At 71.9% G+C, this 18,337-nt stretch carries 19 protein-coding genes; 9 read left to right on the top strand and 10 right to left on the bottom strand.

Annotated features, from left to right (window positions below; genetic code table 11):
• Positions 1-10: 10 nt before the first annotated feature.
• On the bottom strand, positions 11-505 hold the full coding sequence (locus AAH979_RS26530) for a MarR family transcriptional regulator (protein ID WP_346260847.1): 495 nt from the start codon (positions 503-505) through the stop codon (positions 11-13).
• A gap of 106 nt (positions 506-611) precedes the next feature.
• Between AAH979_RS26530 and AAH979_RS26525 the strand changes: the two genes are divergently transcribed.
• Together AAH979_RS26525 and AAH979_RS26520 are read left to right on the top strand one after the other, a co-directional pair.
• Positions 612-1,172: an NAD(P)H-dependent oxidoreductase gene (locus AAH979_RS26525; RefSeq protein WP_346260846.1), complete on the top strand. Its 561-nt coding sequence runs from the start codon at positions 612-614 to the stop codon at positions 1,170-1,172.
• A gap of 156 nt (positions 1,173-1,328) precedes the next feature.
• Positions 1,329-2,177 carry a 3-hydroxyacyl-CoA dehydrogenase family protein gene (locus AAH979_RS26520; protein ID WP_346260845.1) on the top strand — a complete coding sequence of 283 codons (849 nt, stop codon included), beginning with the start codon at positions 1,329-1,331 and terminating at the stop codon, positions 2,175-2,177.
• Positions 2,178-2,209: 32 nt separating this feature from the next.
• On the opposite strand, the gene AAH979_RS26515 is transcribed toward AAH979_RS26520, so the two are convergent.
• Genes AAH979_RS26515 through AAH979_RS26505 form a run of 3 tightly spaced genes read right to left on the bottom strand, consistent with a single transcriptional unit; the run spans position 2,210 to position 4,551 of the window.
• Positions 2,210-3,067, bottom strand: a complete 858-nt coding sequence (locus tag AAH979_RS26515; RefSeq protein ID WP_346260844.1) for an ABC transporter permease — start codon at positions 3,065-3,067, stop codon at positions 2,210-2,212.
• Complete coding sequence (locus tag AAH979_RS26510; protein WP_346260843.1) at positions 3,064-3,912, bottom strand: ABC transporter ATP-binding protein; 849 nt, start codon at positions 3,910-3,912, stop codon at positions 3,064-3,066. The genes AAH979_RS26515 and AAH979_RS26510 overlap by 4 nt, the downstream gene beginning before the upstream one ends.
• Positions 3,913-3,915: 3 nt before the next feature.
• Positions 3,916-4,551 carry a DUF4126 domain-containing protein gene (locus tag AAH979_RS26505; RefSeq protein WP_346260842.1) on the bottom strand — a complete coding sequence of 212 codons (636 nt, stop codon included), beginning with the start codon at positions 4,549-4,551 and terminating at the stop codon, positions 3,916-3,918.
• Between the two features lie 73 nt (positions 4,552-4,624).
• On the opposite strand from AAH979_RS26505, the gene nucS reads away from it, so the two are divergent.
• Complete coding sequence (gene nucS, locus AAH979_RS26500; protein ID WP_346260841.1) at positions 4,625-5,284, top strand: endonuclease NucS; 660 nt, start codon at positions 4,625-4,627, stop codon at positions 5,282-5,284.
• Between the two features lie 4 nt (positions 5,285-5,288).
• On the opposite strand, the gene AAH979_RS26495 is transcribed toward nucS, so the two are convergent.
• A complete protein-coding gene (locus AAH979_RS26495; RefSeq protein ID WP_346260840.1) occupies positions 5,289-6,425 on the bottom strand; it encodes a winged helix DNA-binding domain-containing protein in 1,137 nt (378 codons plus the stop codon).
• Positions 6,426-6,680: 255 nt separating this feature from the next.
• Between AAH979_RS26495 and AAH979_RS26490 the strand changes: the two genes are divergently transcribed.
• The 3 genes from AAH979_RS26490 to AAH979_RS26480 all read left to right on the top strand — a co-directional run bounded on the left by AAH979_RS26490 (position 6,681) and on the right by AAH979_RS26480 (position 8,609).
• Positions 6,681-7,091, top strand: coding sequence for a hypothetical protein (locus AAH979_RS26490; RefSeq protein ID WP_346260839.1), 411 nt, complete (start codon positions 6,681-6,683; stop codon positions 7,089-7,091).
• 14 nt (positions 7,092-7,105) lie between these two features.
• Positions 7,106-7,708 (top strand): cell wall protein, encoded by a 603-nt coding sequence (locus AAH979_RS26485; RefSeq protein WP_346260838.1) that lies wholly within the window; start codon positions 7,106-7,108, stop codon positions 7,706-7,708.
• A gap of 67 nt (positions 7,709-7,775) precedes the next feature.
• On the top strand, positions 7,776-8,609 hold the full coding sequence (locus tag AAH979_RS26480) for a MauE/DoxX family redox-associated membrane protein (RefSeq protein ID WP_346260837.1): 834 nt from the start codon (positions 7,776-7,778) through the stop codon (positions 8,607-8,609).
• Positions 8,610-8,621: 12 nt separating this feature from the next.
• On the opposite strand, the gene AAH979_RS26475 is transcribed toward AAH979_RS26480, so the two are convergent.
• Both AAH979_RS26475 and AAH979_RS26470 read right to left on the bottom strand, forming a co-directional pair.
• Positions 8,622-9,281, bottom strand: coding sequence for a class I SAM-dependent methyltransferase (locus AAH979_RS26475; RefSeq protein WP_346260836.1), 660 nt, complete (start codon positions 9,279-9,281; stop codon positions 8,622-8,624).
• 79 nt (positions 9,282-9,360) lie between these two features.
• Entirely contained in the window at positions 9,361-10,857 is a 1,497-nt protein-coding gene (locus AAH979_RS26470; RefSeq protein WP_346260835.1) for an aldehyde dehydrogenase family protein, read from the bottom strand.
• A 212-nt stretch (positions 10,858-11,069) separates the two neighbouring features.
• On the opposite strand from AAH979_RS26470, the gene AAH979_RS26465 reads away from it, so the two are divergent.
• The 3 genes from AAH979_RS26465 (at position 11,070) to AAH979_RS26455 (ending at position 14,746) form a co-directional block, all read left to right on the top strand.
• Positions 11,070-11,609 (top strand): FHA domain-containing protein, encoded by a 540-nt coding sequence (locus tag AAH979_RS26465; RefSeq protein ID WP_346260834.1) that lies wholly within the window; start codon positions 11,070-11,072, stop codon positions 11,607-11,609.
• Positions 11,610-11,909: 300 nt separating this feature from the next.
• A complete protein-coding gene (locus AAH979_RS26460) occupies positions 11,910-12,959 on the top strand; it encodes an alpha/beta fold hydrolase (RefSeq protein WP_346260833.1) in 1,050 nt (349 codons plus the stop codon).
• A gap of 110 nt (positions 12,960-13,069) precedes the next feature.
• Positions 13,070-14,746, top strand: a complete 1,677-nt coding sequence (locus AAH979_RS26455; RefSeq protein ID WP_346260832.1) for a 3-hydroxybutyryl-CoA dehydrogenase — start codon at positions 13,070-13,072, stop codon at positions 14,744-14,746.
• A gap of 28 nt (positions 14,747-14,774) precedes the next feature.
• Here the strand turns inward: AAH979_RS26455 and AAH979_RS26450 are convergent, their stop codons facing one another.
• The 3 genes from AAH979_RS26450 to AAH979_RS26440 all read right to left on the bottom strand — a co-directional run bounded on the left by AAH979_RS26450 (position 14,775) and on the right by AAH979_RS26440 (position 18,301).
• Positions 14,775-15,866 carry an FG-GAP-like repeat-containing protein gene (locus tag AAH979_RS26450; RefSeq protein WP_346260831.1) on the bottom strand — a complete coding sequence of 364 codons (1,092 nt, stop codon included), beginning with the start codon at positions 15,864-15,866 and terminating at the stop codon, positions 14,775-14,777.
• Positions 15,867-16,036: 170 nt separating this feature from the next.
• On the bottom strand, positions 16,037-17,137 hold the full coding sequence (locus tag AAH979_RS26445) for an Ig-like domain-containing protein (RefSeq protein WP_346260830.1): 1,101 nt from the start codon (positions 17,135-17,137) through the stop codon (positions 16,037-16,039).
• A 54-nt stretch (positions 17,138-17,191) separates the two neighbouring features.
• Positions 17,192-18,301, bottom strand: coding sequence for an Ig-like domain-containing protein (locus tag AAH979_RS26440; protein ID WP_346260829.1), 1,110 nt, complete (start codon positions 18,299-18,301; stop codon positions 17,192-17,194).
• Between the last annotated feature and the right edge of the window lie 36 nt (positions 18,302-18,337).

Here is an 18,337-nt window from a genome sequence, read left to right as displayed (position 1 = left end):
GGCGGCCAGCTCAGGAGGCGGACCGGGACTCCGGGTCCGAGTGCTCCGCGCAGGTGCCGGTCGTCGCGAACCGGCGCAGCGCGTTCGCGAGCTGCCCGAGGTCCAGCCCGTCGAGGTGGTCGACGATGTGCCGCCGGACGCTGGCCAGGTGGGTCGGGTAGGCCGCCTCCAGCCGGGCCAGCCCGGCGTCGGTGAGCACGGCGTTCCAGCCCCGGGCGTCCTCGGCGCAGCGGATCCGCTCGACGAAGCCCTGCTGCTCCAGCCGGGTGACGATCCGGGTCATCCCGCTGAGCGAGAGGTCGCAGGCGGTGGCCAGCTCGTTCATCCGCATCCGGCGGTCGGGCGCCTCGGAGAGGTGCATCAGCGCGGCGTACTCGTTGATCGACAGGCGCTGCTCGCGGGTCAGGTCGGCGTCCAGCGCCCGCGGCACGACGATGATCGCCCGGCCCAGTGCCCGGACGACGGCCTCCTCCTCGCTGCTCAACGGCGGCAACGGGGCTGTCATGGAGAACACACTAGCACGGCGATTGCTTGACAAAGCAACTACCGCGACATTTGCTTGACGCGACAAGCACTTGGTTGTCGCTCATTTTGAGAGGGAAAAACGAACAATGACCAGAATTGGCATCATCCTTGGCAGCACTCGCCCCGGCCGCAACGGCGAGGCCGTGGCCCGCTGGGTGTACGACATCGCCCGGCAGCGCCCCGACGCCGAGTACGAGCTGGTCGACCTGCTCGACTTCAAGCTGCCGCACCTCGACGAGGCGATCCCGCCGAGCATGGGGCAGTACGCGAACCCGCACACCCTGGAGTGGGCCGCCAAGATCGCCTCGTTCGACGGGTTCGTCATGGTGACCCCGGAGTACAACCACTCCACCTCGGGCGCGCTGAAGAACGCCATCGACTTCCTCTTCGCCGAGTGGAACAACAAGGCGGTCGGGTTCGTCAGCTACGGCACGGTCGGCGGGGCCCGGGCGGTCGAGCACCTGCGCCTGATCGCCGGTGAGCTGATGATGGCCGACGTACGGGCCCAGGTGGCGCTCTCGCTGCACACCGACTTCGAGAACTTCAGCGTCTTCAAGCCCGGTCCGCACCAGGTGGACGCCCTCGGCGTCGTACTGGACCAGACCGTCACCTGGAGCACCGCGCTCGCGCCGCTGCGCGCTAGCTGACCCCGTCGCGCCCCGCGACGACCACCGTCGGGCCGGCGGCATCCCGGACATACCCCCGGGGTGCCGCCGGCCGTATCGGTTACCGGCGGGTAGCGGCGGCCGGAGCGACCGTTAAGGTGCTCTGCGAGGACACAATCCAGCCGAAGGAGTACGCACATGGCGGGTCGACTCGCGGTCATCGGGGCCGGTTTGATGGGTTCGGGCATCGCCCAGGTCGCGGCGCGGGCGGGCTGGCAGGTCACCCTGCGCGACCTGGACGACGCCGCCACCCGTCGCGGCCTGTCCGGCATCCGTACGTCACTGGAGAAGTTCGCGGCCAAGGGCACGATCGAGGCCGACGAGGTAGAGGCGACGCTGCGGCGGATCACCCCGACCACCGAGCTGGAGGCGGCGGCCGACGCCGACATCGTGGTCGAGGCGGTCTTCGAGCGGCTGGAGATCAAGCAGGAGGTGTTCCGGGCGCTCGACAAGATCTGTGCCCCCGGTGCGGTCCTGGCCACCAACACCTCGGCCATCCCGGTCACCCAGATCGCGGCGGCCACCGGCCGGCCGGAGTCGGTCGTCGGCACCCACTTCTTCTCACCGGTCCCGATGATGAAGCTCTGCGAGCTGGTCCGGGGCTACAAGACCAGCGACGAGACGCTGGCCACCGCCCGGGCGTTCGCCGAGGAGATCGGCAAGACCTGCGTGGTGGTCAACCGGGACATCGCCGGCTTCGTCACCACCCGACTGATCACCGCCCTGGTGATGGAGGCGGTCAAGCTCGTCGAGTCCGGGGTGATCTCGCCGGAGGACCTGGACACCGCCTGCAAGCTCGGCTTCGGGCATGCCATGGGGCCGCTGGCCACCACCGACCTGACCGGCGCCGACGTGCTGCTGCACGCGACGAAGAACATCTACGCCGACACCGCCGACGAGAAGTTCTTCCCGCCGGAGCTGTTGCAGCGGATGGTCACCGCCGGTGACCTGGGGCGGAAGACCGGAAAGGGCTTCTACTCGTACTGACCGGGCTGGTGCCCGACCGACCGCGTGCTGGATCAGCCGTCGCGGCGGCTGGTCCAGCGGAAGGTGGTCAGGCAGAGCACCAGACCGGCGACGCACCAGAGGCCGAGTACCAGGGCGACCCGGCCCAGTTCGAAGGAGCCGGCCGGCTCCAGGGCGCCGAACGACTCGGGCAGGAATACCGAGCGCAGGCCCTGGCACATCCACTTCAGCGGGAAGATCGCCGCGACCTGCTGCATCCAGCTCGGCAGGTCGGTGAAGACGAAGAAGACCCCGGAGATGAACTGGAGCACCAGGGCTACCGGGGTCACCGTGGCGGACGCGCCACGCCCGGTGCGGGGCAGCGAGGAGAAGGCGATGCCGCAGAGGGTGCAGGCGGTGATGCCGAGGGTGGAGATCCAGAACAGGTCGAACCACTTGCCGGCGGTCTGCGGCAGGGTGAGGTCGAAGAGCAGCGCGGCGACGGCGAGCAGCAGTACGGTCTCGGCGAGGCCGATCACGGCGACCATGATGATCTTGCCGACGAAGTACACCCACTTCGGCATCGGGGTGCCGCGCAGCCGCTTCAGCACGCCGCGGTCCCGCTCGATCGGGATCTGGATGGCCAGGCTCTGGAAGCCGACCGTCAGTAGGCCGGTGGCGATCATGCCGGTCACGAAGTACTGCGTAAACCGGACTCCGCCCCCGATCTCGCCCTTGAAGATCGACGCGAAGATCAGGATCATCACCACCGGGAAGAGCATGGTGAAGACCACGGACTCGCGGCTGCGCAGGAACTGGCGTACCTCCAGCCGGCCCTGCCGCAGGCCGAGCGCGACCGGCCCGACCCGCCGGGCCGGCGCGGACTCCGGCAGCCTGCCGGCGGTCTCCGCTGCGGTGGTCGAGGTGCTCATCGGTGCCCGATCATCCGTAGGTAGACGTCCTCCAGGGTGGGCCGGGTCACGGTCAGCCCCGGCACCTCGCCGCCGAACCGCGCGGCCAGCTCCGCGACCAGCGCCGTCGGCGTCGCGCTCTCGACCCGCTCCACCGCGCCCTCCGGGGTACGCCAGGAGACCGTGGCCAGCGCCTCCGCCCGGTTGCCGAGCCGGGCCGGAGCGGCCACCTCGACCAGCCGCCCGCCGGTGATCACCGCGACCCGGTCGGCGAGCGCCTCGGCCTCGTCCAGGTAGTGCGTGGTCAGCACGATGGTGGTGCCGGCGGCGGCCAGGTCCCGGATCAGCTCCCAGAACTCGCGGCGGGCCTCCGGGTCGAAGCCGGTGGTCGGCTCGTCCAGGAAGAGCAGCTCGGGTCGGCCGACGATGCCGAGCGCCACGTCCAGCCGGCGCTTCTGCCCGCCGGAGAGGGTGTGGGTGCGCGCCTTCGCCTTGCCAGCCAGCCCGACCCGTTCGACTACCTTGTCCGGGTCGTCCGGGGCGGGGTAGAAGCCGGCGAAGTGCTGCACCACCTCGGCCACCGTCAGGTCGTCGAACTCGCCGGTGCCCTGGAGCACGATGCCGACCCGGGACCGCCACTGCCCGTCCGCGCGGTCCGGATCGACGCCGAGCACGCTGACCTCGCCCGCGTCCCGGCGCCGGTAGCCCTCCAGGATCTCGACCGTGGTGGTCTTGCCGGCACCGTTCGGCCCGAGCAGGGCGAAGACCTCGCCCCGGGACACCGCCAGGTCGACGCCGTCCACGGCGACCGTCCCGCCGTACGCCTTGCGCAACCCCCGCACGGAGATCGCGAGCTGCTCTGCCATGGGTCAACTATGCGTGACGGACCGGTCGTACCGGTCACCGGGTCGGGCGGCCCGCCGCTCCGCCCGGCGGCGTCGGCGTCGGCGTACCACCCAGATCGCGAAGAGCGGCACGGCCAGCAGGAAGAGCAGGATCAGCACCGGCAGCAGGATCGCCGACAGCGAGAAGACCACGCTGGTCGCGTCCTCGGCGGTGCTCGCCACCGGGGCGCCGAAGCCGGCCGTACCGGCGTTGATCACCGGCCGGGCCGCCGCCTTGACCCCGTGCACGCCGAGCGCGATCAGCACCCCGATCACCACCGGCACCCACTGGTGGGAGCCGAAGAACTGGCCCGGGTCGCTGACCGTGACCGTCTCCGCCCCGGAACCCGCCCCGAAGGCGAGCCCGCCGGCGGTCGGCCGGACCACGGTCTGCACCACGTCGTTGACGTGGTCGACCACCGGCACCTTGTCGGCGACCACCTCGATGGCGAGCAGCACCACCAGGATCGCCAGTACCCAGCCGTTGGAGATCCACTGCCAGCCGCTGGGCAGGTTCACCACGTCGGTGTACCGGGCGAGCAGCCCCATGGTGAGCAGCGGGATGTACGCGTTGAGGCCGGCCGATGCCGCGAGGCCGGTTCCGGTGAGGGCTTCCAGCACGGGTACCAGGATGGCACCGACGCGCCAGGACGGCGCGCCCAGCGGTACCGGACCGCTCCGCTACCCTCGTCGGGTGCGGTTGGTGATAGCGCGGTGCTCTGTGGACTACGTCGGGCGGCTCTCGGCACACCTGCCGCTGGCGACCCGGTTGCTGATGCTGAAGGCGGACGGGTCGGTCTCGATCCACGCCGACGACCGGGCGTACAAGCCACTGAACTGGATGAGCCCGCCGTGCCGGCTGGAGGAGGCCCCCGGGGTGTGGCGGGTCGTCAACAAGGCCGGTGAGGAGCTGCGGATCACCCTGGAGGAGATCTTCCAGGACACCTCGTACGAGCTGGGCGTCGACCCGGGGCTGCGCAAGGACGGCGTGGAGGCGCACCTCCAGGAACTGCTGGCCGCCACCCCCACCGAGCTGGGTGACGGGTTCACGCTGATCCGGCGGGAGTACATGACCGCGATCGGTCCGGTCGACCTGCTCTGCCGGGACGGTGCCGGAGCCACCGTGGCGGTCGAGGTGAAGCGGCGCGGCGAGATCGACGGGGTGGAACAGCTCACCCGCTACCTGGAACTGCTCAACCGCGATCCGCTGCTCGCACCGGTCAGCGGGGTGTTCGCCGCCCAGGAGATCAAGCCGCAGGCCCGGGTGCTCGCCACCGACCGGGGCATCCGGTGCGTGGCGGTGAACTACGACCGGCTGCGCGGCATCGAGAAGGACGAGCTGACGCTCTTCTGACCGGTCAGGCGTGCGGGCCGACGGCCACCTCGCCGAGGGTGAGCCGGGGAGCGCCCGCCAGAATCTCGCCGACCCGCTGCACCTGTTCGTCGAGTTCGCGGAGCTGCCGGGGGCGCAGTTCCACCAGCGACTCCACGGTGACGTCGATCCGCCGGCCGGAGCGGCGCTGGTGCCAGACCCCGGCCACCAGGCCGTCGACCAGCAGCACCGGGTAGTTGCCGGCCTGGCCGCCGGCGAGCGCACGTGCGGCGGCCGGGCCGGGGAAGACCTCCGCGCGGGGAAAGCAGTTCACCGGGTACGCGTCGAAGTACGGCAGCAGCCGCACCCCGCGCGGCGGCTCCTCCGGCACGTCGGTGTCGCCGGCCAGCACCCAGGCCGGGGAGCCCGCCATGGAGACCTCTTCCAGCTCTCCGCCGAGCGAGTCGAACAGCTCCACCGCCCATCGCTTCGGCACCGCCAGCCACTGCGCGACGTGTGCCGGGGTGGCCGGCCCGTACGCGTACAGGTAGCGCCGGAGCACCTCGGCGAGGGCGGTACGCCCGTCGGCGGGCCGGAACCCGGGCAGCCAGCGGGCCGGGTTGGTGTACGTCACCAGCCGGCCCCGGTTCGGGCCGAAGCACATCGCCCCGCGCCGGGTGGCCAGCGACATCGCCTCGACCCAGCGCGGCCACCAGCCCTGGAACGCCGCCATCGCCGGTTCTCCCGCCCACGGCCCGGTACCCGCGACCACCGCCTCGGTCAGCTCGTCGGTGGTCAGCTCCGCGTCCCGCAGCGCCTCGGCGATCGCCACGACGACCTGCTCGGCCTGCTCCTCGGTGAGCAGGTCGAGCGGGCGTGCCGGCAGCGCCGACAGGGCACCGGTCCAGATCGGCAGGTCGGCGGTGGCCAGCAGGTGCACGGTGAACCGGGGGCCGCGGGTCTTGACCAGGCTGCGCTCGTCCCAGAGCGCCGTCCGTACGTCCAGCCGGGTGGTCCCGGTGGTGCGCAGCCCGATCGCGAGTTCGGCGGCGGAGAGCACCTGGGCGTGCACCCCGCCGAGCCGGGCCGCGACCTCGGCCGGGCCCGCTGCGGGCAGCGGCGCCGTCAAGCCCTGCCGGTCCAGGCGTCGGCGGCGGACCTGCTCGTACGTGAGCCGCCGCATCAGCGGAGCCTCGCGGGACCGGTGTGCGACGGGTGGGTCTGGCACGTCGTCATGCCGGGAACGCTAGCGGCTATTGAGGCCAGTTCCTGACACCTGTCCGCCGAGGCGTCGAGGCGGGAGGGTGCGGAGAACCCGGTCGCGAAGTTGAAGAAAACTTTCAGGAGCATCGATTGACTGTGTGGATTTCCGCCGTAATAATTGTCATCAATATTGATCAACGTCGTTTCCCTTAAACCCCCGAAGGGAGGACCGATCATGGCAGCTGTGACCGGAGAGGTGTCCTGGTTCTGTTGCGGTAGCGCCTGGGGCCCGTGCGCGTCGACCGGCCGGGGCGCCTGTGGCACCTGCACCTCCGGCAACTTCCAGCACGCCTGGCCGAACGCCTCGGCCGCCTGCCTCGCGATCACCCGGCCCGACGTCTGCGGCACCAGCCTGGCGCGCCGGACCTGCGGGTTCGTGCACTACACCACCAACCTCTGCAACGGAGCCCGGGTCGGCACCTCGATCGCCGACTGCGGGCCGCAGACCGACCTGTTCTGCGGTGAGCGCGCCTGCTGCGGCTCGTCCTGTGGCACCAACCGGATCATCGACCTGACGCCGGCGGCGTACAGCGCGATCGCCAGCCTCTCCACCGGGCTGCGGCCCTGCTCTGTCGACTCGGTGTAGGGGAGGACTCCACGATGGCGACCACGATGGACCGTCGACGTCTGCTCAGCACGGCCGTACTCGGCGGCGCCGGCATCGCCGGAGCCACCGCACTCGGCTCGCTCGCCCCGGAGGCAGCCCTGGCCGCCGAACCGGTGAAGGTCTCACCCGGGGCACCGGACCCGAACTTCGCCGAGGGCCGGGTCACCTCGATCACCGGCAGTGTGGTGCTGCTGGCCGGCTCCGACGGTGCGCTGCACCGGATCCAGGTCACCAACGGCACCAGCATCTGGAAGTTCCAGCCGACCACCTTCGACCGGCTGGAAAAGGGCGACGGCATGTACGTCCGGGGCGTACGGCTGCCCGACGGCACCCTCGCCGCCGACTCGCTCTGGGCCAACATCGTCAACCTGACCGCGCACATCGTCTCGGTGGGCCGCAACGTGCTGCACCTCGACCACCACGGCAAGCGGCTGATCGGGCACGTCGTGCCCGGCACCACCGCCGCCGTCTACAACGGCACCCCGGCCATCTCCGACGTCTCGCTGCTCAAGGTCGGCGGGCACGTCCAGGTGATCGGCGCCTGGCACCCCGATACCAACGAGATCAGCATCGCCACGGTCTACGCCGCCAACTGACGCCGGAAAGGGCCCGTCCGTTCGCGGAGGGGCCCTTCCCGACGCCTGGAACGAGAGGAGGGCATCCATGCTCCAGTCCCTGGCGGCGCTCCAGTCCCTGCTGGTCGGCGTCGTGCTGATCTGGTCGGCCCGGATCAAGCTCGTCGACCGGCGGGCGGCCGAGCAGGCGCGTACCTCGGCGCTCGGCACGCTGCTCGGCGTCGAGCGGGCGGTGCCGGCGTACCGGGTGCTCGGCGGGGCCGAACTGCTGCTCGGCGTCCTGCTGGTGCTGCCACCGGCCCCGGTCGCCGAGCCGGTGGCGGCCGCCGCGCTGGCCGCCGGTTTCGTCGGTTATCTCGGGTACGCCCGCCGCGTCGCACCCGGCGCCTCGTGCGGCTACCTGAGCGCCAAGGCCACCCCGGTCACCGGGCGCGGCATCGCCCGGGCCGGCCTGCTGGTGCTGGCCGGGCTCTTCGGTGTCGCGGCCGGTGGCACGTACTGGCTGCCGGCGCTGACCGGAGCCCCGGCCGCGTCGGCCGGACTGCTGCTGGCCGAGGCGGCGCTGATCGTCGCGCTGTCGCCGGAGTGCGACGCGTACTGGCTGCTGCCGCTGCGCCGACTCCGCGCCCGGCTCACCCATCCGCTGCGGGGCGGTTCCGGGGTGCCGCTGCTGGCCAGTGTGCAGCAACTCCAGCTCAGTGCCGCATACCGGCAGGTGGCCGCGCTGCTCACCTCGGACGTGCGGGAACACTGGCTGGAGGAGTCCTGGCGGATGGTCTGCTACTCGGCCCGCTACCAGGGCCGGCCGGCGACGGCGGTCTTCGCCGTGCCGGCCGGGGAGGTGGCGCCGGACCGGGTCCGGGTCGCCCTGGTGGACGACTCGACCGGGGCCACCCTGGTCAGCCTGGTCGATCCGGCGTGAGCTGCCCCCGCCTCAGCCGCCGGTACGGACCGCGATCAGCGACTTGATCAGCCCGGCCAGCCGCTCGGCCCGGATCTGCGAGTGCGGGAAGTAGTGCCGCATCTGGGACCGGTCCACCAGTTCGGTCCAGAGCACCTGCTGGATCGCGGTCTCCCGGCAGTCCGGCCGGGTGTGCGCCAGTGGCCAGCGGCGGGCCAGCGCGATCCGCAGCCGGACCGGGGTGAACTGCATGCCCGGGGCGATCCAGTGCGGCTCGATCGGGAAGTACCGGTAGGGGGTCTGCACCCAGTGCGCGTCGGCGAGTGCGTGCACCGTCTCGGCGAACCGCAGCCGGCGCTCGTGCCCGCCGACGTGCTCCAGCACCGAGTTGGAGAAGACCAGGTCGTAGCGGCGGTTGGCGATGTGCCGGGGCAGCGCGCAGGCGTCGCCCCGGTCCACCTCCGCCCAGTCCGGTACGTCGGCCGGGGCCTCCTCCAGGTTCACCACGTGTACGTGCTTCGGGCGTACCCCGGCCTGTGCCCAGGTGCTCACCCGGCCGCCCAGGTCGATGACGGACATCTGGGCCAGGTCCGGGAACGTCTCCGCGAGCCATCCGGCCCGGCGTGCGCGCCGCCGGGCACCCCAGGAGTTCTCGCTGTCGACCAGGCGGAATCGCAACGCGTGCAGCCCCATTGGGCGAACGGTACCGATGCGGGAGACGGCCAGGGATGTCTTAGTCGTCCTTTTGTCCCTACGATCGGTCAGTCCAGGGTCACCGCCCGTACAGAATTTTGGCCGCCTTGACGATGCGTTCCACCTGGGCCGGAGTGCGCTCGAAGGTCATCGCCGGCAGGAGCGACGGTCCGCGCCGTCTGGTCACCGCCTTGCTGCGGGCGAACTCGCGCAGTCCGTCGGCGCCGTGGATCCGGCCGAAGCCGGAGTCGCCGATCCCGCCGAACGGGAGTGTCGGCATCCCGACGAACGTCAGGGTGGAGTTGATCGCCGTCATCCCGGAGCGCATCCGGCCGGCGATCTCGGCGGCGCGGCGCCGGCCGAAGACGGCGCCGCCGAGGCCGTACCGGACCGCGTTGGCGCGGCGCAGCGCCTCCTCGGCGTCGGTCACCCTGCTGATGGTGAGGGTCGGTCCGAAGGTCTCCTCGCGGACCGCGTCGGCCTCCTCGGGTACGTCGACCAGGACCGTCGGGTGCACGTACGGCGGCCGGACCGCCTCCGGTCCACCGAGCACGGCCCGTCCGCCCCGGTCGATGGCGTCCTCGATGTGCCGGCGGATCGTGGCGATCTGGTCCGGCATGGTGATCGGGCCGAGGTCGGTGCCGTCGGGGCCGACGGTGAGCCGGCCGGCCTTCGCCACCACCTTGTCGACGAAGGCGTCGTAGACCGAGGCGGTGACGTAGGCGCGTTCGATGCCGATGCAGGTCTGGCCGGCGTTGGTGAGGGCGCCCCAGACGCAGGCTTCGGCGGCGGCGTCCAGGTCGGCGTCGTCGTCGACGATCACCGCGTCCTTGCCGCCGGCCTCGACGACGAGCGGGGTGAGGGTCTCGGCGCAGGCCGCCATCACCTTCTTGGCGGTGCGGGTGGAGCCGGTGAAGGCGATCTTGTCGACGCCGGACCGGCACAGTGCCGCACCGACGTCACCGAGGCCGTGCACGGCCTGTAGCACCGGCTGCTCCGGGACGATCTCGGCGAAGGTGTCGACCAGCCACTGCCCGACCGCCGGGGTGTACTCGCTGGGCTTGAGCAGCACCGCGTTGCCGGCGGCGAGCGCGTAGCCGAAGGCGCCCAGCGGGGTCAGTACCGGATAGTTCCACGGCGCGATCATCCCGACCACGCCGTACGGCCGGTATTCGAGTCGGGCGGAGAACTCGGCCACCACCAGCCGGGACCGCATCCGGCGGGGGCCGAGCACCCGCTTGGCGTTCCGGGCCGCCCAGTCGAGGTGGTCGATGGCGCTGAACGCCTCGACCACGGCGTCGGCGACCGGCTTGCCGGTCTCCAGGTGCGACAGCTCGGCGAGTTCGGTGATCCGGTTGGCCAGCAGCGCCCGCCAGCGCAGCAACCGGCTCCGCCGGCCGGCGTTGCCGAGCCCGGCCCACCACTGCGCCGCTTCCCGGGCCCGACCGACGGCCCGACCGACGGCGTCGGCGTCGGCAACCGGGAACCGCCCGGCCAGCTCCCCGGTGGCCGGATTGGTGGAGACCAGCTCGCCGTCGGAGATTCCGGGTACGCCGGGAGCGTTCACGGTCGTCATGGCGGAAGTCTAGACCCGAAGATTACCCACGGGTAGGTATGCGGATCGCCGGGTCCCGATGTCCCATCGGCCGAACCGGCGAGCCCGGATCCACTCCCCGGCCAGCGCGACTTGAACCGGCAGGACGTGGAACCGGGCGGGATCGGATGGGAAGCTGACCCGGGGGCCGACGTTGCCGCGTCGGTGGGGGGCGAAGCCGGATGGAGAAATCCATGTCCGACCAACTTGATCTATTGCCGATACTGACCGTGACCAGTGGGCCACTGAGGGGTGCCAGCTTCCGGCTGCGTCCCGGGGTACGCCGGATCGGCCGGGAGGACGGCGTTGACGTGCTGCTGGACGATCCCAAGGTCAGCCGCTGGCACGCCACCGTCGAACTCGCCGCCGGCCGGGTGCTGTTGACCGACACCGGGTCGACGAACGGCACCTGGCTCAACGACGAGCGACTCTCCGGGCACACCGAGCTGCGGGACGGGGACCGGATCCGGCTCGGCAACCTGGAGCTGCGGTTTTTCGATCCCGGCGCCGCCGCCACCGACCAGTTGGGCACCTTCCGCCGCTCGCTGGCGCCACCCGCGCCGGCCTCGATCCCCACTCCGGCGACCGGCCCGGCTCCGGCGTCCGGTGCGCTCACCGCCCCGACCGAGCTGATGGGTACGCCCGCGCGGCGCTCCCGGCGGATGCTGCTGGTGATCGGCGGCTGTGTTGCCCTCCTCGGCGGGATGACCTGGGCATACCTAGCCCTCCAGTGACCGTCGCCGGCCGGGCCGGGACACCTCGTCGTGCGGACTGTCGAGCTGGGCGCACGAACGGGGCGCCGGGAAGCCCTAGACGAATGGGCCTACCAGCAGCCCTTCCATGGGCGCACAGGCGGGGCAGCTCGACAGTCTGCGGATCGGGTCCGGTCTGGTCTGGTCCGGGCCAGCCTGGGGCCGGTCCAGCCCGGGTCCGGGCCCGGCCGGCGCGGAGTGGGTGCCGAGACGGTTTCCGGCCCGAGGATATGGCGGGCGGCCACATGTTTCCGGCCGGCACCGGCTGGCATCATCGCTGCGATGGAGATCCGGCGACACGAGATTTCGGCGAACGGCATCCGGCAGCGGGTGCTGGTGGCGGGCCCGGAGGACGGCCGCCCGGTACTGCTGATCCACGGCAACTGCTCCTCCGCCGACTTCTGGCAGCCGCTGATCCGGCACTTGCCGACCGACCTGCGGCTGGTCGCCCCCGACCTGCGCGGCTACGGCGGTACCGAGGTCGCACCGGTCGACGCGACCCGTGGCCTCGGGGTCTTCGCCGACGACGTCGCCGCGCTGCTCGACGAGCCGGCCCTGTTCGGCACGGCGGGCGCTCGGCCGGTGCTGGTCGGGCACTCGCTGGGCGGGGGAGTGGCGATGCGGCTGCTGGTCGACCACCCCCACCGGGTGGCCGGGCTGCTGCTGGCGGCGCCGGTCTCGCCGTACGGCTTCGGCGGCACCCGGGACCTGGTCGGCACGCCGACCACGCCGGACTTCGCCGGCACCGGGGGCGGCACGGGAAATCAGGACTTCGTCGCCCGGCTGGCCGCCGGTGACCGGAGCGCCGACGAGCGGACCAGCCCGCGTACGGTCCTGCGCAGCGCGTACGTCGCCGACCCGGCCAGCCTCGGCGCGGACGAGGAACTGCTGCTCGACTCGGTGCTCTCCACCGCGACCGGCGCTGACAACTACCCGGGCACCATGGAGCGCAGCGACAACTGGCCGGGGATGGCGCCGGGGGACCGGGGCGTGCTGAACGCCCTGGCGCCGAAGCACTTCCGGATCGCCGACGAACTGGTCGCGGTAGCGGACAAGCCACCGATCACCTGGGTACGCGGCGACTCCGACGTGATCGTCTCGGATACCTCCCTGTTCGACCTGGCCCAGCTCGGCGCGCTCGGCGTGCTGCCGGACTGGCCGGGTGCGCAGGCGTGCCCGCCGCAGCCGATGATCGGGCAGACCCGCGCGGTACTGGACCGGTACGCGGCGGCGGGTGGCAGTTACCGCGAGATCGTCTTCGCGAACTGCGGCCATTCGCCCAACATCGAGCGCCCCGTCGAGTTCGCCGCCGCCCTGCTGGAGCTGCGGTAAGGCACCTACCGGCACCGGGCCGAGGCGTCCGGGCGGCCCGTGGCAGACTCGCCGCAGGTGACCTAGCGGCCGTTCAGTCGGCTGCCCGGGACGGAGCGGGAGGCCAAGGGGTGGCAGGCGAGACGACCGGTGCCGGCGGCACCATCTCCACCGTCGGCGTTGTCGGACTGGGCACGATGGGCGCCGGGATCGCGGAGGTCTTCGCCCGCGGCGGTCTCCGGGTGGTCGCCGTCGAGATCACCGCCGAGGCGCTCGAACATGGCCGGGCCACCCTCGCCCGCTCGACCGACCGGGCGGTGCAGCGGGGCCGGCTGAGCACCGCCGACCGGGACGCGCTGTTCGGCCGGATCACCTTCGCCGTCGGGCTGCCCGCGCTGGCCGAGGTCGACCTGGTGGTCGAGGCGGTACCCGAGCGGCTCGACCTCAAGCGGCGGCTCTTCGCCGACCTGGACCGGATCTGCCGGCCGACCGCGATCCTGGCCAGCAACACCTCCTCGCTGAGCGTCACCGAGATCGCCGTCGCGACCGGCCGGCCGGACCGGGTGGTCGGAATGCACTTCTTCAACCCCGCGCCGGTGATGAAGCTGGTCGAGGTGGTCCGGACCGTGACCACCTCGACCGAGGTGGTCGGCGCGGTGCAGGCGCTCTGCGCCAGGCTGGGCAAGGTCGGCGTGACCATCGGCGACCGGGCCGGCTTCATCGCCAACGCCCTGCTCTTCGGCTACCTCAACCAGGCCGTCGCGATGGTCGAGTCGCGGTACGCCAGCCGCGAGGAGATCGACGCCGCGATGCGGCTGGGCTGCGGGCTGCCGATGGGGCCGCTGGCGCTGCTCGACCTGATCGGCCTGGACACGGCGTACGAGATCCTGGACACCATGTACCGGCGGGGTGGCCGGGACCGGCGGCACGCGCCGGTGCCGTTGCTGCGCCAGATGGTCACGGCGGGACTGCTCGGCCGCAAGTCCGGCCAGGGCTTCTACCGGTACGAGCGGCCCGGTTCGGCCACCGTCGTACCCGACGGGCAGACCCCGGCGGCGGCACCGCTCGACGGCGCCCGACCGGTGCGCAGGGTTGGCGTGGTCGGTGTGGGTGACGCCGTCACCGGGCTCGGCGAGCTCTTCGGCCAGGCCGGCTACGACGTGGTGGTGGTGTCCCGGGACGCCGGGCGGAACGGCGGGCTGGCCAGGTTGGCCGACGCCGACCTGGTGGTGGAGGCGGTGACCGACGACCTGGCGGTCAAGCGGGCCCTCTTCGCCGAGCTGGCCGAGGTCTGCAAGCCGGAGACGCTGCTGGCCACCACCACCGGCACGCTACCGGTGATCGACATCGCGATGGCCGCCCGTCGGCCGGCCGAGGTGGTCGGGTTGCACCTGCTCGACCCGACCCGGGCCGGGGCGGTGGTGGAGATCGTGCGTACCGTCCGGTCGTCGGCGGAGGCGGTCGCCACCGCCCGGGCGGTCTGCGCCGGGTTGGGCCGGACCGGGGTGGTCTGCGGGGACCGGGCCGGGTTCGTGGTGCGGGCGCTGCTATTCCCGTACCTGAACGACGCGGTGCGGATGCTGGAGGCGTCGTACGCCACAGTGGACGACATCGACCATGCGATGACGCTCGGCTGCGGCTATCCGGCGGGCCCGTTCGAGATGCTGGACAGGTTCGGTCCGGAGGTGGCGCTGCGGGTACAGCGGTCGCTCTACCGGGAGTTCCGGGAACCGGGGCTCGCCCCGGCGCCGCTGCTGGAGCAGGTGGTCACCGCCGGCCGGCGGTTCCGCGACGGAGTGGCGGACTGACCGCTGGCGTGTGCCACCGGCCGAGGCGTCAGCGGGCGATCCGCAGGCTGACCGCCGCGTTGCTGGTCCGGCCCGAGTCGGTGAGCCGGTAGACGAACCGGTCGGTGCTGGCCTTGTGGTGCGGGTACGGCCGGTAGATGACCGTACGGCCGGTGGTGACCTGCACCGTGCCGTGTGCCGGACTGGTGACGATGCTGACCCGGGTGCCGCTGGTGGCGAAGTCGTTGGCGAGCACCGGGATCCCGGTCGCCCGGACCGCGCTGACCCGTGGGCTGTCCCGGACCGCCGTCGGTGCCCGCACGAAGGTGCCGGTGCCGGTGCCGATGAAGACGCTCCGCACCCCGGTCACGTCGCTGGTGGTGCGCACGTCGAGGATGCCGTCGCCGTTCACGTCCGCCGCCGCCACCGTCCAGAAGTCGTCGCCGTAGGCGTCCCCCTGGATGTCCACCACCGTGCCGTTGTCCAGCACCACGACCACCCCGGTGAAGTACGTGCCGCACCCCTCCGCGTACGCGAGGGTCACGTCCATCGCGCCATCGGCGTCGAAGTCGGCGAGCTGGTACTGCGGCCGGCCGGAGCAGTACCGCACCGGGCCGGGCGTCAGGGTACCGGTGCCGGTGTTGAGGTAGGTGGTGAAACCGTCGCCCTGGTCGGTCCACTCGTAGACGTCCTGCCGGCCGTCGCCGTTGAAGTCGGCCGTGCCGATGTAGCTGGGCTGGGTGATGGTGTCGAAGCCGGCCGAGATCGCGAAGTCGTCCAGCACCAGCAGGGTGTCGTCGATGGACGGCGGCGGCCCGGAGAACCAGGTCACCGCCAGCTCGTTCGCGGCGTCGCTGTCCAGGTCGAGGCCGACGCCCATGTCGGGGCAGTAGAGCGCCGACGTCAGGTAGCGGTAGGACCGGGCCGGGCCGTAGCCGCCGCCGACCAGGCCGAGCTCGACCTGGACGGCGCAGTCGGCGGTGCCCGGCAGGGTGCCGAGGGCGTTCCGGTCGGCGCGGCCGTCCCCGTTCACGTCCGCGATGATCGGTTCGCCCTGCCAACCGGCCCGGGCGGCCGGTACGGCCAATCCGGTGACGGCCACCATCGCAACGGCGAAGGTGCTGATGCGTCGGCCCCACATGGTGCCTCCTCGGACCTAGTTCCCCCGCCGTGCCTGGATGTTCTCAGCAGGAGATTAGGATGCACGCATCGTCATGTCGCGTGCGCTGACCGTAATCTGACATCGTGTTTGGCGGGCCTGCCGTGGGGTAGGAAAGCCGGCCCGGCGGTCCTGGCGACCGGCCCCGAAGCTCACGGAGTGATCCTGATCGACACCGCCGCGTCGCTGGTGCGGCCGTCCTGGCTGATCCGGTAGACGAACCGGTCGACCGGGCCGGGATCCGGGTCCGGGCGGTACACGATCACCCGGCCGGCACCGATCTCGACGGTCCCGTTCGCGGGCGCGACGAGCAGGCTCAGCCTGGCCCGCCGGCTGGCCCAGTCGTTGTGCAGCACCGGAATCCGGACCGAGCCGCCGGCAACGACCGTGACGACGTCCCGGGTCGCCAGCGGCGACCGGACGAAGGTGCCGTCGCCGGCGGCCAGGAAGGTACGCCGCTCCCCGCTGGGCCGGTGGTACGTCAGCACGTCGGGCACGCCGCTGCGATCGGCGTCCAGGACGTGCATCGTCCAACTCGACCGGTCGTCGACGCCGCGCTGGAGGTCGACCACCCTGCCGTCGCCGTACACCACCACCACCCCGTGCGAGTCGTCCGCGCAGCCGTCGACGTACGCGATGGCGACGTCGGCGGCGCCGTCGGAGTCGAAGTCGGCGAGCCGAGGGGTCAGCGGGCCGGCGCAGTATCGCACCGGGCCGGGCGTGAGGGTCCCGGTGCCGGTGTTCAGGAAGCTGACGAAGCCCTCGCCCTGGTCGGTCCAGAGATAGACGTCCCACCGCCGGTCGCCGTCGAAGTCGGCCAGCCCGACGAAGTTGAGCTGCCGCAGCGCCGGCAGGGCGGTCACCACCCGGTAGTCCCGCAACACCAGCAGGTCGTGGCCGGACCGACCGGGGTTGCCCTCGTACCACCCCACCACCAACTCCGCCGGCCCGGGGGCGGCATCCAGGTCGACCGCCACCCCCAGGTCAGGACAGGCGGTCGGGGCGCCGGCGCCGGGGACCCGGTACTGGTGGCTGCGCACCGGCAGGTAACCGCCCTCCGGCCGGCCCGACTCGACCAGTACGGCGCAGGTGCGGGTCGCGGTGCCGAGCCGGGCGCGGTCGAGCAGGCCGTCGCCGTTCAGGTCGCCGTACAGCGGATCGTTCGGGCCGGCGGCCCCGGCGGGCGGCACCGCCGTGGCCATCGCGAGGATCGTCGCCGTGGCGGTTCCCGCCACGATCGGTCTTCTCCACATGGCGCTCCTCCGTGTGGGTCGAGGGGCCGCACGGCCAGGGCTTGCGCGGCCCGGTCAGTCGGTGATCCGCAGACTGACCGCGGCGTTGCTGGTCCGGCCGTCCTGGGTGAGGCGGTAGACGAACGTGTCGCTTGTGCCGTGCGTCGGGTCCGGGGTGTAGATGATCGTGCGATTCGTGGTGACCTTGACCGTGCCGTGCTGCGGCGGGGTCCAGATGGTCACCCTGGTCCGGTCGGTGGCGTAGTCGTTGGCCAGCACCTGGATGCCGGTCGCCTTGCTGCCGCTGACCGTGGGATAGTCGCGGATCGCCACCGGCGACCGGACGAGGGAGCCGTTGCCGAGGCTGATGAAGGTGCCGATCTCCCCTGTCAACTGGTTGTAGGTGGTCACGTCGACCAGGCCGTCGTGGTTGGCGTCGCCGGTCTCCAGCGTCCAACTCGCGAAGCCCAGCACGTCGGAGTGCAGGTGGAACAGGCTGCCGTCGTCGCGGACCACCACCACGCCGCTGAAATACGCGCCGCAGCCCTCGATGTACGCGATCACCACGTCCATCGCCGCGTTCCGGTTGAAGTCGGCAAGCTGGTGGTGCAGCGGGCCGGAACAGTGCCGGACCGGGCCGGGCACCAGGGTGCCGGCCCCGGTGGCGAGGTAGCTGACGAACCCCTCACCCTGGTCGGTCCACTCGTAGATGTCCTGCCGCCGGTCGCCGTCGAAGTCCGCGGTGCCGATGAAGCTGGGCTGGAAGATGGTGTTGAAGCCGCGGGTCACCCGGAAGTTGTCCAGCACCAGCAGGGTGTGGGGGACGGTCGTCGGTGGCCCGGCGAACCAGGTCACCGCGAGTTCGGCGGCGACGTCCGCGTCCAGGTTGAGCCCCACGCCCATGTCCGCACAGTTGGGCTCCTCCGCCGGCAGGGTCAGGTAGTCGTACGCCTGCGGCGCCGCGAACCCGCCGCCGGCCTGTCCCAGGCTGACCACGACCCGGCAGGTGGTCGCGGCTCCCACGGTGAGATCGAGTACCACCCGGTCCGGTCGGCCGTCACCGTTCACGTCGGCGACGACGGGCTCACCCGGGCCGCCCGCCCAGACGTGCGGCGCCCGTACGCCAACGCCACCGGCCGTCGCCATGATTGCCACCGTTATCGCGGCGATCCCTCTACCCCTCATGGCACGCTCCTAAAGGCTCGCCAACCCACCCGGATC

It is taken from the genome of Plantactinospora sp. ZYX-F-223 (genome assembly GCF_039649625.1).
GTDB lineage: Bacteria > Actinomycetota > Actinomycetes > Mycobacteriales > Micromonosporaceae > Plantactinospora.
The sequence above is the reverse complement of the archived record's forward strand: the minus strand, read 5'-3'. Positions and strand labels throughout refer to the sequence as shown.

What these genes read in the sequence shown, in the direction of transcription:
- AAH979_RS26530 (WP_346260847.1), bottom strand. Translation starts at nt 505, where the DNA reads ATGACAGCCCCGTTGCCGCCGTTGAGCAGCGAGGAGGAGGCCGTCGTC.
- AAH979_RS26525 (WP_346260846.1), top strand. Translation starts at nt 612, where the DNA reads ATGACCAGAATTGGCATCATCCTTGGCAGCACTCGCCCCGGCCGCAAC.
- AAH979_RS26520 (WP_346260845.1), top strand. Translation starts at nt 1,329, where the DNA reads ATGGCGGGTCGACTCGCGGTCATCGGGGCCGGTTTGATGGGTTCGGGC.
- AAH979_RS26515 (WP_346260844.1), bottom strand. Translation starts at nt 3,067, where the DNA reads ATGAGCACCTCGACCACCGCAGCGGAGACCGCCGGCAGGCTGCCGGAG.
- AAH979_RS26510 (WP_346260843.1), bottom strand. Translation starts at nt 3,912, where the DNA reads ATGGCAGAGCAGCTCGCGATCTCCGTGCGGGGGTTGCGCAAGGCGTAC.
- AAH979_RS26495 (WP_346260840.1), bottom strand. Translation starts at nt 6,425, where the DNA reads ATGCGGCGGCTCACGTACGAGCAGGTCCGCCGCCGACGCCTGGACCGG.
- AAH979_RS26490 (WP_346260839.1), top strand. Translation starts at nt 6,681, where the DNA reads ATGGCAGCTGTGACCGGAGAGGTGTCCTGGTTCTGTTGCGGTAGCGCC.
- AAH979_RS26485 (WP_346260838.1), top strand. Translation starts at nt 7,106, where the DNA reads ATGGCGACCACGATGGACCGTCGACGTCTGCTCAGCACGGCCGTACTC.
- AAH979_RS26480 (WP_346260837.1), top strand. Translation starts at nt 7,776, where the DNA reads ATGCTCCAGTCCCTGGCGGCGCTCCAGTCCCTGCTGGTCGGCGTCGTG.
- AAH979_RS26475 (WP_346260836.1), bottom strand. Translation starts at nt 9,281, where the DNA reads ATGGGGCTGCACGCGTTGCGATTCCGCCTGGTCGACAGCGAGAACTCC.
- AAH979_RS26470 (WP_346260835.1), bottom strand. Translation starts at nt 10,857, where the DNA reads ATGACGACCGTGAACGCTCCCGGCGTACCCGGAATCTCCGACGGCGAG.
- AAH979_RS26465 (WP_346260834.1), top strand. Translation starts at nt 11,070, where the DNA reads ATGTCCGACCAACTTGATCTATTGCCGATACTGACCGTGACCAGTGGG.
- AAH979_RS26460 (WP_346260833.1), top strand. Translation starts at nt 11,910, where the DNA reads ATGGAGATCCGGCGACACGAGATTTCGGCGAACGGCATCCGGCAGCGG.
- AAH979_RS26450 (WP_346260831.1), bottom strand. Translation starts at nt 15,866, where the DNA reads ATGTGGGGCCGACGCATCAGCACCTTCGCCGTTGCGATGGTGGCCGTC.
- AAH979_RS26445 (WP_346260830.1), bottom strand. Translation starts at nt 17,137, where the DNA reads ATGTGGAGAAGACCGATCGTGGCGGGAACCGCCACGGCGACGATCCTC.
- AAH979_RS26440 (WP_346260829.1), bottom strand. Translation starts at nt 18,301, where the DNA reads ATGAGGGGTAGAGGGATCGCCGCGATAACGGTGGCAATCATGGCGACG.